This is a genomic window from Conexibacter sp. S30A1, assembly GCF_023330665.1.
Classification (GTDB): domain Bacteria; phylum Actinomycetota; class Thermoleophilia; order Solirubrobacterales; family Solirubrobacteraceae; genus Palsa-465.
On the sequence record NZ_CP097127.1, the window covers coordinates 954,647 to 967,025 of the forward strand.

19 protein-coding genes and 1 tRNA gene are annotated in these 12,379 nt (G+C 67.6%); 3 read left to right on the plus strand and 17 right to left on the minus strand.

Going from position 1 to position 12,379, the window contains the following annotated elements; all coding sequences use genetic code 11:
* Nucleotides 1-67: 67 nt before the first annotated feature.
* Nucleotides 68-140: transfer RNA gene (locus tag M3M54_RS04745), tRNA-Arg, on the plus strand.
* Nucleotides 141-176: 36 nt separating this feature from the next.
* Here M3M54_RS04745 and M3M54_RS04750 read toward each other — a convergent pair.
* On the minus strand, nucleotides 177-1,538 hold the full coding sequence (locus M3M54_RS04750; protein WP_249021039.1) for a site-specific integrase: 1,362 nt from the start codon (nucleotides 1,536-1,538) through the stop codon (nucleotides 177-179).
* Nucleotides 1,538-1,762: a hypothetical protein gene (locus M3M54_RS04755; protein ID WP_249021040.1), complete on the minus strand. Its 225-nt coding sequence runs from the start codon at nucleotides 1,760-1,762 to the stop codon at nucleotides 1,538-1,540. Before M3M54_RS04755 ends, M3M54_RS04750 begins: the two co-directional genes overlap by 1 nt.
* A 171-nt stretch (nucleotides 1,763-1,933) precedes the next feature.
* Between M3M54_RS04755 and M3M54_RS04760 the strand changes: the two genes are divergently transcribed.
* Entirely contained in the window at nucleotides 1,934-2,194 is a 261-nt protein-coding gene (locus M3M54_RS04760; RefSeq protein WP_249021041.1) for a hypothetical protein, read from the plus strand.
* 88 nt (nucleotides 2,195-2,282) lie between these two features.
* Here the strand turns inward: M3M54_RS04760 and M3M54_RS04765 are convergent, their stop codons facing one another.
* The 9 genes from M3M54_RS04765 to M3M54_RS04805 all read right to left on the minus strand — a co-directional run bounded on the left by M3M54_RS04765 (nucleotide 2,283) and on the right by M3M54_RS04805 (nucleotide 7,019).
* Nucleotides 2,283-2,720 (minus strand): hypothetical protein, encoded by a 438-nt coding sequence (locus M3M54_RS04765; protein ID WP_249021042.1) that lies wholly within the window; start codon nucleotides 2,718-2,720, stop codon nucleotides 2,283-2,285.
* Nucleotides 2,721-2,802: 82 nt separating this feature from the next.
* Nucleotides 2,803-3,147, minus strand: a complete 345-nt coding sequence (locus M3M54_RS04770) for a hypothetical protein (RefSeq protein WP_249021043.1) — start codon at nucleotides 3,145-3,147, stop codon at nucleotides 2,803-2,805.
* Nucleotides 3,148-3,227: 80 nt separating this feature from the next.
* On the minus strand, nucleotides 3,228-3,428 hold the full coding sequence (locus M3M54_RS04775) for a hypothetical protein (protein WP_249021044.1): 201 nt from the start codon (nucleotides 3,426-3,428) through the stop codon (nucleotides 3,228-3,230).
* Between the two features lie 124 nt (nucleotides 3,429-3,552).
* The gene (locus tag M3M54_RS04780; RefSeq protein ID WP_249021045.1) at nucleotides 3,553-3,717 is read right to left on the minus strand and encodes a hypothetical protein; all 165 of its coding nucleotides are present in this window, start codon (nucleotides 3,715-3,717) and stop codon (nucleotides 3,553-3,555) included.
* Nucleotides 3,718-3,982: 265 nt separating this feature from the next.
* On the minus strand, nucleotides 3,983-4,267 hold the full coding sequence (locus tag M3M54_RS04785; RefSeq protein WP_249021046.1) for a hypothetical protein: 285 nt from the start codon (nucleotides 4,265-4,267) through the stop codon (nucleotides 3,983-3,985).
* A 137-nt stretch (nucleotides 4,268-4,404) separates the two neighbouring features.
* A complete protein-coding gene (locus M3M54_RS04790) occupies nucleotides 4,405-5,091 on the minus strand; it encodes a hypothetical protein (protein ID WP_249021047.1) in 687 nt (228 codons plus the stop codon).
* Nucleotides 5,088-5,396, minus strand: a complete 309-nt coding sequence (locus tag M3M54_RS04795; protein WP_249021048.1) for a hypothetical protein — start codon at nucleotides 5,394-5,396, stop codon at nucleotides 5,088-5,090. The genes M3M54_RS04790 and M3M54_RS04795 overlap by 4 nt, the downstream gene beginning before the upstream one ends.
* On the minus strand, nucleotides 5,393-5,848 hold the full coding sequence (locus M3M54_RS04800; RefSeq protein ID WP_249021049.1) for a hypothetical protein: 456 nt from the start codon (nucleotides 5,846-5,848) through the stop codon (nucleotides 5,393-5,395). The genes M3M54_RS04795 and M3M54_RS04800 overlap by 4 nt, the downstream gene beginning before the upstream one ends.
* A 175-nt stretch (nucleotides 5,849-6,023) precedes the next feature.
* The gene (locus tag M3M54_RS04805; protein WP_249019641.1) at nucleotides 6,024-7,019 is read right to left on the minus strand and encodes an SEC-C metal-binding domain-containing protein; all 996 of its coding nucleotides are present in this window, start codon (nucleotides 7,017-7,019) and stop codon (nucleotides 6,024-6,026) included.
* 179 nt (nucleotides 7,020-7,198) lie between these two features.
* On the opposite strand from M3M54_RS04805, the gene M3M54_RS04810 reads away from it, so the two are divergent.
* Nucleotides 7,199-8,518, plus strand: a complete 1,320-nt coding sequence (locus tag M3M54_RS04810) for a transposase (RefSeq protein WP_249021050.1) — start codon at nucleotides 7,199-7,201, stop codon at nucleotides 8,516-8,518.
* A 116-nt stretch (nucleotides 8,519-8,634) separates the two neighbouring features.
* On the opposite strand, the gene M3M54_RS04815 is transcribed toward M3M54_RS04810, so the two are convergent.
* From M3M54_RS04815 to M3M54_RS04840, 6 genes are all read right to left on the minus strand, one after another.
* Entirely contained in the window at nucleotides 8,635-10,218 is a 1,584-nt protein-coding gene (locus M3M54_RS04815) for a hypothetical protein (protein WP_249021051.1), read from the minus strand.
* A 29-nt stretch (nucleotides 10,219-10,247) separates the two neighbouring features.
* A complete protein-coding gene (locus M3M54_RS04820; RefSeq protein ID WP_249021052.1) occupies nucleotides 10,248-10,889 on the minus strand; it encodes a hypothetical protein in 642 nt (213 codons plus the stop codon).
* 69 nt (nucleotides 10,890-10,958) lie between these two features.
* Entirely contained in the window at nucleotides 10,959-11,309 is a 351-nt protein-coding gene (locus M3M54_RS04825; protein ID WP_249021053.1) for a hypothetical protein, read from the minus strand.
* A gap of 209 nt (nucleotides 11,310-11,518) precedes the next feature.
* The gene (locus M3M54_RS04830) at nucleotides 11,519-11,728 is read right to left on the minus strand and encodes a hypothetical protein (RefSeq protein WP_249021054.1); all 210 of its coding nucleotides are present in this window, start codon (nucleotides 11,726-11,728) and stop codon (nucleotides 11,519-11,521) included.
* Nucleotides 11,725-12,072, minus strand: coding sequence for a hypothetical protein (locus M3M54_RS04835; protein ID WP_249021055.1), 348 nt, complete (start codon nucleotides 12,070-12,072; stop codon nucleotides 11,725-11,727). Before M3M54_RS04835 ends, M3M54_RS04830 begins: the two co-directional genes overlap by 4 nt.
* A complete protein-coding gene (locus M3M54_RS04840; protein ID WP_249021056.1) occupies nucleotides 12,069-12,377 on the minus strand; it encodes a hypothetical protein in 309 nt (102 codons plus the stop codon). Before M3M54_RS04840 ends, M3M54_RS04835 begins: the two co-directional genes overlap by 4 nt.
* Between the last annotated feature and the right edge of the window lie 2 nt (nucleotides 12,378-12,379).

Consider the following 12,379-nt stretch of genomic DNA (forward strand, 5'->3'; position numbering starts at 1 on the left):
AGCGAGCGTGCAGATGGCGGCCGACATCCGCCGGCGCTAAGCTCGCCACTGGCAACCCCGCCAACGAGCGCCCGTAGCTCAGGGGATAGAGCGTTCGCCTCCGGAGCGAAAGGCCGCAGGTTCAAATCCTGCCGGGCGCGTCACAAAAGCCCTCCAAATGGAGGGTTTTTTCATGCTCAGACCGCGCCGCTATCACCGCGTAGAGCCGTCTGAGCGCCGCTGGTGCCCAATGGTGCCCAATCAACGGGCGCCGGCACGGCACCGACGAGCGCCCGCAGACGCTCCCGCTCGCCTTCGTCGGCGCTCATCACGTGCGCGTAAATCCGCAACGTGACCGCCGAATCGGCGTGCCCAAGCGTCCGCATCACACGCGGCAGCTCATACCCACAGACAAACAGCAGCGAGCAGCACGTATGCCGCAGCTTGTGCGGGCTCAAGCCTTCGGGCAGCGGTGGCAGCCCCGCCGCCTCGCGGCGCTCGTTGGCGACCTCGACGGCGCGGGCGAACACACGTTGCCGGAATCCGTCGCGGCTGAACTTGCGCCGGTTGGTGGTCGCAAAGACAAGATCATCCGGCCCGGTGTTCATGCACCCCGCCTTGTAGGTCGTCAGCGCCTCTCTGAGCGCCGGCAGTAGCTCCACGTGCCGGACGCCCGCGTCTGTCTTTGCCTCGCCCACGTAGAGCCTGCCTGCCGCAAGGTCGATATCGCGCCAGCGCAGCGCGAGCAGCTCGCCCATGCGCAGACCACCGAACACGAGCACCGAGAGCATCGCCCGACGCGGCACGTGGCGCCGGTCGGGGCGCGCCGCGAGGTCAAGCTCGCCCGCGGCGTCGAGCAGGGACTCGATCTGCTCCGCCCGGTCAAGCCAGACCGCGGGCGGCTTCGGCGCTCTGAGCTTGCGGTTGCGAGGATTCACGCGCAGCGGGTTGCGCTGGATCATCCCGTATTCGTCGGCCTGGTCGAGGATCTGCCCGAGCCTGGTGAGCGTCTTGTTGATCGAGGCGGCTGAGAGCGGCTTAGGTGGCCTCTGGCGGCGTAGCTCGCGCAGCTTCGCGCGGTCGGTCTCGACGTCGAGGCGTGCTCGCCACTGTCTCAGCGCTTCGGCCCGCGCTTCGGACTCGCGCACCTTCGCCGCCCGGTAGCGGTCAACCTCGGCCACCGTGATCTCTGAGAGCCGATGCTCGGCGAAGAACGGCAGCAGGTGGCTTGAGAGCTGCCAGCCGTAGTCTGTCTGCGTGCTCTCGTCAAGCTCGCGGCGCTTGGCCTCGAACCACTGCGACGCGAACACGTGAAAGGTCGGATCGGGCGCCTGCGCCTCGACGTGCTCGGGCTCGGCGCGCACTGGCCGCCACACGCCGGCCCGCACCTTCGCCAGCTCGTCGGCGAGCGCCTCGGCGGCGCGGAGGTCGTTCCAGCCCTCGGCGTCGGTCCCTAGCGTCAGATATTGGCGCTCGCCGTTGGCGCGGAACCGGAGCGCGTACACCTTGCCACCTTTGCGGTCCTTGACAACCACCTGGCCCGTCGCCTCGCGCGGCATCAGTTACCCCCCTCTGGTGAGCCGTTGTCTGCCGCCTGCTCACGCTTGCCGAACCGCTCCCACGCCGACTGGCGCGTGATCCCGAGCGCGTCGCCTATCCCCTGCCAGGATGCGCCCTGCGCGCGAGCCTCGGCGACTAGTGCGCTGATCGCGGTCTGCGTGTTGTCGAGCTGCTCGCGGGCTCTGCGAAGCGCGGCGAGCGTGTCTGATTCGGTAGCGGTCATGCTGTGAGGATACCCTGACAAGCGGCGGAATCACAGCGACCCACCGCGAGCCCGTCGAGAACGCGCTGCGAGCAGCCCCGAGCACGTCACCCGAGGCCGTCGAGACCATCCTGCGCCAGCTCGAAGGCCTCGGCCTTGACACGGCCCAGCGCCGTCGAGAGGATCGCCACCATGACCACGGCCATCAGCACCGCCAACGCCCACGACGACGGCTACGACCTCGTGCGCGGCACCGACATCACCGGCCCGCGCATCGGCAAGATCTACATGAGCGAAGGCGAGCCTTACCTCGTCCTCGACGAAGGCGACGAGTACGCGCCCGACACGCTCGCAGACGCCTCGGCGTGGCTGGCAGAGCACGGCTACGTGATCGGCGACGATCCCGACTTCGCGGCGATGTTCACCACCCCGAGCGCGTCGAGCGTCGCCTGACCGAGCGCACCTGCGCCTACCGCACGCCCCAGCAGGCGCAGAGAGCGGCTGAGAGCGTCGCGCGGCTGGCGCTGAGACCTTCGCGCGTCTAACTAAGCGGCGGCTCGGTCGGCTTCGGCTGCCGTGGCGACGTGCTGTGATACACCGACCAGCCCGTGCCGTTGCACTGGTGGCACGGGAACCAATCCGACGCCTGACGTGGTGCCGTTAGAGCTGGCGGCCGCCAAACCCAGCCACGGCCCGCGCAGTACCGGCAACCCTCAGCGGGCATATGCACGAGCCACTCGGCACCCTCGGGCACGTCCGCTATGCGCGCGTCATTCGGCGCCAGCTCCACCGGATCACGGCCCTCGAGGCTGAGACGCTTGTAGCGCGGCGCGAGCCACGCCCGCTCGCCCACCGCCTCAAGCGACATCGCCGCAAGTACGCGCTGGCGCGCCTGCTCGAGCGCGTCGGCCTTGACGATCACGTAGGAGTCCTGCCGGCGCGTCTGGCCGTCCCACTCGTAGGCGATCCACCAAGACACGGGCGCAGCCTACGCGCTCCGAGCGCTCGCGTGGGATCTTCTAGCCGAAGCGCCCCGACCGCGCTCGCCGGCCAGGGCGCTCCTAGACGGGGGTGATCGCGAAGTGCTGAGAACTCTCCATGATCGAGACCGTGAACCGACGCATAAAGTCCCGCCGTCCCCACAGAACTGTGCGCGCCCCGGGAAGGAATATGGGGGCGAACTCAACCACATGCTGCGGGATTTCGGGCACAACCGCCGTCGACGCGCGGCTCGCGACGTGCATCGTGAACTCGCCGTTTGCGCCCGTTCCAGTCTCCATTGTTAGGTCTTCGACGCCGTAGCCCATCAACGTCGCGTACCCAAGTGGCAGCGACGTGCGATCGGCCCCGGAGTCGACCAGGCCCCAGAGGGGGCCGGACTCGCCGTTGATTCCCGTGACTCGCATGACCAAGTACGGCCGCGGACCACCTTGACCGAAGTCCCGGTAAGGAATCAGGAACGGCTGTGAGGGGAGCGCGGACAGGGCTAAAGGATGAACGTCGCGTCGGCCGCCCGCGGGACGGGAATCAGCGCATCCGTGTCCTGAACCTGCGGATCGTCACGCAATTCTACCGGCGTCAACGCGCTCGCAACGATCCTTCCGTCGCGTACGGCTACCCAGGCACCCTCGTACGGCGCCAAATCATCCGTTACGAGAGGCTCAGTCTGGATCTCTGTTGCAGACATTCCATACCTCCATTAGATACTTGCAGTCGCGATCAAGCTTCATCCGTTGTTACGGCGCTCGGCCACTGTGCTGCAAACTTTACGCCGCAGCGGCGACTCCGCGTCGCTTCCTAACACTCCCCGCCTACTTCCAGAGCTTGCGCCACACCCCGGCACGCCCGAGCGCACGGCCCAGCGCCACGTTCTTCGCGCGCCTCGCGGCCCTGGTCGGGCTGCTCAGCGAGCCGAGGTTGTTTGAGATCCGCGCGGCCCCGTAGAGCTGCGAGGTCAGAGACCGCCTGCGCGCCATCGTCGTCACCTTCCCGCTTGCATGATGTAGGTGATCTTCTACCCGATCACAGAGACCACCGCAAGCGCCTCGACGCCGACGGGCCCGGTCCTGCGTGCGCGCCCTGGTGAACGTCCTCGACGGCCTCGGCGCCGCGAGCGCTGCCCTACCTCGACGGCCTCGACGAACGCAGAGAGCCGACGCCCGCAGGTGACGCCGGCCCTCTACCTTCCGCAACCTCTACCGGCTACACGGTACGCGCGAGCCCGGACGCAACCGGATAGCGCTACCACACCCCTGCGATAACGCCCGTCGCAAAGATCACGACCGCGAACGCCGCAGCCCCCACGAGCAGCCACGCGAGCGCCGCACCGAGCGCAAGCGCCGTGGCCAGCACCCGGACAAAGAGTTGCACGAGTGCCACGCCTCGATGCGTCGAGAGCACCTGCACGCCGCTGCCGTGGCATCTGCCGCACCTGCCGCCGAGCCGGTTACGCCCCGAGCCGCGGCACCGCAAGCACTCCACCGCGAGCCGTGCGCTTCGCGCATCCGCCTGCACCTGTACCGCCATGTTGCCCACCTCCTGTAGATAGTTGACCTTCAGAGCCTCTGTGCGCCCTTCTCCCTTCCCCCTCCCCCCGGCAAGGCAGACCATCGCGTCACGCCGTCGAGGGCGCCAGCGAGCCGCTCATGCGCTCAGACGGGCGATCACGTGACCGTCACGACGAGCGTGTCTGACGTGTCGGTGTAGTCCTCGTCGTAGCTCATGTAGGAGACCGCGATTTCGTAGGTGCCGGCGCTCGGGAACGTCGCCCCGAAGTAGGCCACCGCCTGAAAGCCGCTATTGCTCATCGCCTGCCCGTCGCCGACGTTCAGAGCGCCCGTCTGGTCGTAGTTCCAGTCCGTCACGGTCACGCCCGCGCTCGGCGTCACGGCGGCCGACAACGTGCCATACGGGTACTGATCGACGGCCAGCAAGCTCGCCGCGAGCGTCGAGGTCGCGGGCTGCGAGTACACCCAGGGAGTCGTAGGCATCGCTGGCGACCACCCGCCGCCGAGCAGCACCGAACCGGACGCAGGCTGATCGACGCCCACGATCTGAAGCCCATTGGGCACCACGTCCGGCGCGCTGACCACCATCCCGGCCTTGAGCGGCGTCAGCCCGCTCGTGACCTGGAAGTTGTCAGAGCCCGCCGAGCACACGACATCGAACGGATAAGTCACGCTCGCCGACCCGAGCGTCAGCACCACCGCCCGGAGCTGATAGACGTGCGACATTGTAACCCCGCTGGGCGCGCCCGCCAGCAGCGTCACGTTATTCCACATGCGCTCCACGGCCACGCTGCCATCGACGGCGGTGATCGTCTGCCACACGATGCCCGGAGTGACGCTCACCACTCACCACCGCCCACGCCGCTGAGCACCAGCGCCGCGTTCACAGCATCGCTCAACCGGCGCTGAGCGGTTGCCAGCCGTGTTTCCCACCGGGTGACACACTCATCAGCTTCGACGCCCTCTACGGCCAGCGCGGTCGCCTCCTGCGTGGCGTCGTGAACGGCCCGCGCGTAGTCCTGAAGCGCCCCCGCCACGTACAGATACGCGCTCGGGTCGAGCGCCTCGACGGCCGGGCCCGTGACCTCGTGGCGCGCCTGCTCTGCGAGCTGCGTGAGCGCCTGGCGTGCGTCCTGGTAACTGCTCACGAGTCACCGCCTTCCATGTCGAAGTTGCCCGGACGGGCGAACACGTCGAGCAGCCATGCGCGGTCAGCGCGGCCAGCCTGCTCCACCGCTTCGAGCGCCTTGCGAAGCTCAGCCGCGGCAGCCGTGGCGGCCATCGCCGCCGCCGCGGTCGAGCTGGCCGAGGAGCGATCGACTACACGCGCAAGCGCCACGAGAATCGAGGCCTTGACCCTGGTAGTCGGATCATTCCCCCACCCCTGCACCAGCTCCGCGACATGGCGCTCAGTCTCGCCGCGCCGGTCAGCGCCAGCCGCGAGAATCCGTTGCACCTTCTGCCTTGAGAGACCGAAATGCGCTGCCGCCTGGTGCTGCGTGCGCCCTGCGTCCATGAACCGGCGCAGCTCGGCATAACCCGGCTCTGCTCGGCGCTGCTCAGCCTGCGCCCGCTCGACCTGCGTGGCCTCGACGGTCACGCCGACCACCCCCAAGCGCAGACCAGACGGGCGCTTGCGCCTGGGCGCACGCGATTGCGTAGGCTCCGGCCCAAGCTTTCGCCTTTATGGCAAAACAGAGAAAGATTGATTAGGGCTCGAGTTTCGGGCTTTTCGAGGTCGCTGGGTGAGGGTTGGCGCAGTCCGATGTGCGGTGTCAGCTGGCGCGTAGACAGCACTTCTTGTACTTGCGTTCGCTTCCGCACCAGCAGGGCTGGTTGCGCTCTGGTGGCCAGGGATGTGTTGTGGTTGTTTTGAGGAGTTCGGTGGCGTAGCTCGCGCGGGTGTCTGATTGCTCGGGATCGCGGTCGTGCTCGGCGGACCAGGCGAGGTAGCTGTCGATCGTGATTGGCACAAGCGCGAGCCGCGCGACGCCCTGGGCTCTGAGCTGTCGGAGGAGCAGTTCGAGCCGGGCGCAGTATGCGTCGTAGGGTCCGTGCTCGTAGTCCTCGGCGAAGCTTGGCCAGGTCTCGAGCGCTCGCTGGTACTCCTGGGCCGGGAACCAGGCAAGACCGACCGACGCGTGCTTTGGCGGGACCGTCCGCGTGCTCTGGTCTCGGTAGAACGCGTCAACGCGTGCTCGTTCGGCTCGTTCTTCGCGATCGACGAGTTCTTCAGCTTGGAGTTGCAGTTCGTCGGGTGGTTGGCTGAGCGCGTCGAGGGTTTCGGCTCGCTCGCTGGTGAGCATCCAGAGCATGTCGCTGTCGACGTTGGTGGCGAGCGCGAGCGTGAGGCCTTTGGTCTGCCACGGCAACGCCTTGTTGTGCAGTCCGACGTCCGCGTAGGCGAGGCCCGCTGTTTGGTGCAGCCACGGGTTGCCGGGGTCCTCGCGCTCGGCGTTTAGCCAGGCGATATCGGCCTGGTCTGTGTGTCCTGCGTGCAGCAGCAGATCGGCGATCAGTGCTTGTGCGCTGGGGTGCTCATCAAGGTCGCCGTCCCATCCAGCGGCGACGGCTTGGCGCATCGCGTCGACCGCTTCGTCGAACCGGCCGAGCTGCTGGTAGGCATACGCTAGCTCGTCGAGGTACTCCGCGCGGTGCCGCTGCGTCTCGGTTAGTTCGAGCGCGCGCGCGATCAAGCGAACGCGCGCCGTGTTGTCATCACGCTCGCGGGCGACATCGAGTTCCCGCTCGATCGCTGCGAGGTCAGACACAAGCGGAAGGCTAGCCTGCGCGTCAGGCGCGGCGACCTTGGCGCCGCGCGACGGATCATCCCGCGCCTGGAGCACGGCAAGGAGAAGGTCGCGGCGACCCGAATCTGGTGCGCGACAAGCCGATCTGGCCACGAGACGCTGACACGTTCCCGCGGCCCTTTGCACCAGGAGTCGCCGCTATGCCAAGTTCGCTCGCCGGGCTGTTGTCCCTGCTCGCGCCATCCTTCACGCAACCAACGTTTCAGACGTTCAGCATGCTGGTGGTCGGGATGGTCGGCCGGGTGCGGGACTGCACCGTGACGGGGATGCTGCAGTCCGCCGGGCTCGCGGGCGAGTGGCATCACAGCCGCGCGCACGACTTCTTCGCCCGCCGACGCTGGGAGCCTGACGAGCTCGGCGTTCGGCTGTTGGACTTCCTCATCACGATGTTCGTCAAGCCCGACGGCCCGATCCGGTTCGCCGTTGATGACACGCTCTTCGGCCGCTCCGGACGCAAGGTGTTCGGCGCGCACTACCTCCACGACGGCGCGCAACCCGAGGGATCCGGGCAGCGGACCAGATGGGGGAACTGCTGGGTCGTGCTCGTGCTCGTCGTGGAGCTTCCGTGCCTCGACGGCCGGCAGGTTGGGCTGCCGGTCCTGTTCCGGCTGTTCCGCCCGAAGGACGAGCAGCATCCGGACCGCCCGTCACAACCCGAGCTCGCGAGGCGGCTGATCGACATGATCCTGAAGCGTTTCCCGGGCCGGGTCGTGGAGCTGGTGATGGACGGCGCGTACGCCAGCAAGGCGTGGCAAGGGCTACCAGACCGCGTGACGCTCACGACCAGAATGCGCGCCAACGCGGCCGTGTTCGCGTTCGCGCCGGAACCAACCGGCAAGCGGGGACGCCCAGCGCTGAAGGGCGCCCGGCTCGCGAGTCTCGCCAAGCTCGCCGCCGCTGCGGCGTTCACGCCGGTCACGGTCACCACCCCCGGCGGCCGCGAGCGGACCGCGCACATCCACGCGTTCACGTGCCTGTGGTACGGGCCGTTACACACACGGGCGGTAAAGGTGATCCTGATCCGCAACCCCGGCACCAGCGAAGGGTTCGACATCGCACTCGCGTCAACCGACACGACCGCGACCGCCGCGGTGCTGATCGCCCGCTACGACAGCCGCTGGACGATCGAGACCTGCCATCAAGAAGCGAAAGCACACGGCGTCGGCGACCCGCGCAACCGCGTCCAGAAAGCCGTCGAGCGGACCGTCCCGTTCGGGTTCCTCACCCAGACGATCACGATCGCCTGGTACCAACTGCACGGCAACCCCGAAGCCGACCTCAAAGCCCGACGGCGCGCCGCCCCGTGGTACCGCCAGAAAACCAGCGTCAGCTACACCGACATGCTCGCCACGCTCCGCCGCGAGCTGATCCGACACGAATACTGGGCACAAGCACCCCAGACAACCACCGAACCACAAATCACGCCCGCCCTGTCACCGTCAGCCCAAGCCGCCGCCTGAGATCACGAAAGTCGAGTTAGGGGCGAGCCGTCCACAAACAGTAACCGCTTTGGATACCCTGCGCCCCCTTCATGCGTACTGACCATGACACTTACCTGTCAGTGTGACTGTGACTGTTAGGCGAAGTTGCCTGCGTCGTATCCTGCTCCGGTTATGCTGGCGATGCCTTGCGGCCAGATCGGGAAGCAAGCGACGTACTGACGCACGGTAACCCATGCTTCGAGGTTGCCTGCGACGCCGCCGGATGGCATGAGTGAGAAGATCGGCTGGCCTGCCATCCACAGCACGTTACTTGGATCGCAGACAATGATCTGATACTGCGATCCTGTGCCGACCGTTGGAATGTTCAGGTCTGCGAACGCTCGGAGTCCTGCGAAGTTGAGCCCTGAGTAACCAAGCCCGCCTATCTTCTTGGCGTTCTGATCGAGGCTCGGCAGCGCGACGGGCCTGCCGCTCGCGTCTGCCCACGCGCTCGCGTAGTCAAGCAGCGGGTCTGGAGCGAAGTACGCCGTAGGCCTGATGTAGATACCCGGTGTCGTGGTCAGTGCCTTGCGAGCCTTCGCCAAGTCACCATACAGACCGCCAACGCCTGACGTGCCGGTCAGAGTGAACGTGCTTATACCTGCGACCGTCTGAGCTCCTGCGAGCGCCGTAGTGACTGCATACGTGTCATTGTTGGCGTCGAGCTGTGCCCTGAGCTGCCGCATCACAAACTGATCGCCAGTGATTCCGACACCGCCAGCACGATCGAGCCAAGCCTGCGAGAGTGTCACCTTGCCCGAGGTCGAGTTGACTGCGACCGTGTTCAGCGTAGCCGTTGGATCAGTGTCGCTGACCGAGTTACCTTCGCTCGTGGCGGCCACATCGGTTGCACTCGTGAACGCTGGCACCGCGACTTCCAAGCCGTACTGTGGCAGCGTGAGCGTATCGTTGAGCTGTGACACGAACGCCGCGAACGGACTGCGGAACGTGGCGAACTGCCGGACGAGCGTGATCGGCGGCACGAACGCAGCCGCGCCGCCCGGCGCGGTCGCCGAGATGCCGCCGTCGGTGGTCAGTGCTCGCAATTCGTCAGCGATCCGCTGGCGCGCGCCCACCGCTTCAGGATGGCTCGGATTGCTCACGGTCGGGCGATACCGAGCCTCGATCCCGCGGGCGATGAACTTGCCGTAGCCGGTCTGGCGCTCGACCGCGCGCATGACGCGCGCGCCGTGGCGCTGTAGACGATCCTGGCGGTCTCGCGCCTCGTCGTCGCGCCCGAGAACCTGCTGACCACTCGCCTCGCGCAAGGCGTCGCTCAGCCAGCTATGCGGGCTGCCGTCCGCGTAAGGATTGACCTCGCGCTCGACCCGGACACGCGAGCGGTACTGCCGCTCGACTTGGCGCAGGTCCGCGTCGGCGCGCAATGCCTCGCGGGCGGCCGTGATCGCGCCCTTGAAGGTGCGGTAGCTCTGGTCGTCCATGCGGCCGTGCAGTCCGCCTGACCCGAGGAGCACGTCTGCCGCGCGCGCAATGTGCCCGTCGCTGCTCGACGCCAGCTTCGACCGGATCGCCGAGATCTCGTCGGCACGCACCCGCGCACGCTCCTCGAGCACCAGCTCGGCGCTCACATGCTCCATGACGGCGTTGTCGTTGGCACTCGGCGCGGCGAGCGCGATGTCGGTGGAAGCGATGACCTTCTTGTCGCTGGTCTTGCTCATGGTGGTGTCTCCTTGGCCTCTATGGCCGGTCAGTGCCCGCGCCGACCGAAGCGCCGCGGCTCGTTGGTCTGTGAGCGGAGCTGGCCCAGCTCCTCGATGGCGGCGGCAAGCTGCTCGCTCAGTTCGGCGACTTGGCGGCTGAGCGGCTCGATGGCGGCGTGGACGGCCGCAGACGTGACCTGCTCGACGCCGCTCTTGTCGATCACGTTCAAGCGCCGAAGCGCTGAGCTGATCTGGCCTATTGCCGGATCAAGCGCGGCCCACTGCTCTGCCAAGTTGCGGGCGAACCGGGCTTGCTCGTCGAGCATCTGGCGCTCGCGCTTCGCAGCATCGTCGAGCTGCGCCTGCTCTTTCTCGGTGAAGCTGCGTCGGTCCGGCTCGGGCGCGGTCTCGGCCTTTGTGAACACGGTCAGCCGCGGGCGGTCGGCGTCCTTGCGGGCGGTCAGAAAGCCGCACGAGACCAAGTGCTGAATCCAGATTGACGCCGCGGCGAGGTCCTTGACCGTCGCGCCCGGATAGCGGATCGCAAGGATCTCCCGCGCAAGCTCGTGGTCAGGATCGGCGCCCTGAGCCGTCCACGGTCCGGGCGGCAGCGCGCGCCAAATCTTCACGAGATCGCTGTGCAGCCGGTCCTCGGTCGCTGCCTGTGGTCTTGCCTGCGTGATGCTCATGTGCTGCCCTTCTGCGGCTCGTCGCCGCGGTCGCTTGCTCGCTCCCCAGCGGAGCTGTAACGGTCAAGTTCAGTCTGAGGTCGGTTCCGGCGAATGGCATGTTTCGTCACGGGCAGCGATTCGCACGCCCTCGACCCACACGCGCGGCCCGGCCTGCCGAACGCTCAGACCACGTGCTCGAAGCTGGCGCGCAAGCTGGCGAGCGGTCGGCAGGTCGAGGCGTTCAGCGTCGTCGGTCACGTAGGCGTGCAGCTCAGACGCGAAGGTGCTCAGAGCCACGCGCGAGCCCGGTGCGCAGGCGATGCGGTCGAGCAAGAACCGTGAGAGCGCGCAGTCTCGGCCGTGGTACCGGCGGTCTGTGATCGTGATGCGGCGCTCGGGTCGCCGGTGCTCTGCCGGCGGTTTGTCAGGGCTCAGCATCGCCCGCGCCGCTCGCAAGTCCTGCCAAGCGGTCTCCAGCCGTGCTGTGAGGTCTCTCGTTGGCTCGCGTCGGCACCACGCCCTCGACCGAGCTTCGGCCAACCGCTGCACACGCCCGAGCGCCTGAGCGACCTCCGAAGTCTGACTCTCAGGCTGAGGCTTAGTCTTGGCGAAGCTGACGCCCGCGCTAGGTTGGCGCATCGTCGCGGTCATCGGTCGGCCTCGATCTGGTCGAGCGCCTTGAGCAGCGCGTCGGCGCCGTCGTCGTCAGCGTTGACGGTCAGCCGGCGCTCGTCGAGCGCGATCACGAGCCGCGCGGCGACTGGCACCGACTCGGCAGGCAGCCCGCGCTGCACCAACTCACTCAGCAGGCGCTCGGCGCCTCGGGAAAACGCCGGCAGCTCGCCCGGATCGCTCATCGCGCAGCCCCCGACTTGATCGGCAGCAGCGGCGCCGTCTGCGGCAGTTGCTCACGTCGCCGGCGTCGAGGCGCAACCGGCGCAGGCTGGCGCTGACGCTCGGTGCCGTCGAGCTTGTCGAGCACCTGCGGCCAGCGGAACGCCAACCGTGGACGGTCGCCGTCGCCGAGTCGCACGGCGCCCAGGCGCTCGCCGTGCGCGTAAACGAAGTCGCGCGAGCGTCCGAGGCGCCGCGCCAGCTCTGAGGCGTCGATCAGCTCGCCAGCAGCGCGAGCCGCGAGGCGGTCAGCGATCAAGTCCGCGAGGCGCTCAAGCTGCTCGCTGGAGAGGTCGAGCGCGCTCACGGCCGCTCCAGTTCAGCCGCGGCCTCGGTGAGCAGGCGATGGCTGGCCGCACCCAGGCTTGCGACCCGCCTGAGCACCTGCCGCACCCGCTCCCGTTCATCAGTGCCGAGTGCGTGCTCATGATCTAGGGCTTGGTCTGCCAGCGCCGACCACGCGCCCAGATCCGCCGCCTCCTCGGCCAACTCGGCCACATGGCGCCGGACACCGATCCACGCCCAGGAATCGCCGTACTCTGCCTGTCCAGCGTCGAGGCGCGCGAGCGCCTGCTCGACGAAGGCAAGATGGCCGCACGACGCCTCAGCCAAGA

What these genes read in the sequence shown, in the direction of transcription:
- M3M54_RS04750 (WP_249021039.1), bottom strand. Translation starts at nt 1,538, where the DNA reads ATGCCGCGCGAGGCGACGGGCCAGGTGGTTGTCAAGGACCGCAAAGGT.
- M3M54_RS04755 (WP_249021040.1), bottom strand. Translation starts at nt 1,762, where the DNA reads ATGACCGCTACCGAATCAGACACGCTCGCCGCGCTTCGCAGAGCCCGC.
- M3M54_RS04760 (WP_249021041.1), top strand. Translation starts at nt 1,934, where the DNA reads ATGACCACGGCCATCAGCACCGCCAACGCCCACGACGACGGCTACGAC.
- M3M54_RS04770 (WP_249021043.1), bottom strand. Translation starts at nt 3,147, where the DNA reads ATGCGAGTCACGGGAATCAACGGCGAGTCCGGCCCCCTCTGGGGCCTG.
- M3M54_RS04775 (WP_249021044.1), bottom strand. Translation starts at nt 3,428, where the DNA reads ATGTCTGCAACAGAGATCCAGACTGAGCCTCTCGTAACGGATGATTTG.
- M3M54_RS04780 (WP_249021045.1), bottom strand. Translation starts at nt 3,717, where the DNA reads ATGGCGCGCAGGCGGTCTCTGACCTCGCAGCTCTACGGGGCCGCGCGG.
- M3M54_RS04785 (WP_249021046.1), bottom strand. Translation starts at nt 4,267, where the DNA reads ATGGCGGTACAGGTGCAGGCGGATGCGCGAAGCGCACGGCTCGCGGTG.
- M3M54_RS04810 (WP_249021050.1), top strand. Translation starts at nt 7,199, where the DNA reads ATGCCAAGTTCGCTCGCCGGGCTGTTGTCCCTGCTCGCGCCATCCTTC.
- M3M54_RS04815 (WP_249021051.1), bottom strand. Translation starts at nt 10,218, where the DNA reads ATGAGCAAGACCAGCGACAAGAAGGTCATCGCTTCCACCGACATCGCG.
- M3M54_RS04820 (WP_249021052.1), bottom strand. Translation starts at nt 10,889, where the DNA reads ATGAGCATCACGCAGGCAAGACCACAGGCAGCGACCGAGGACCGGCTG.
- M3M54_RS04825 (WP_249021053.1), bottom strand. Translation starts at nt 11,309, where the DNA reads ATGCTGAGCCCTGACAAACCGCCGGCAGAGCACCGGCGACCCGAGCGC.
- M3M54_RS04830 (WP_249021054.1), bottom strand. Translation starts at nt 11,728, where the DNA reads ATGAGCGATCCGGGCGAGCTGCCGGCGTTTTCCCGAGGCGCCGAGCGC.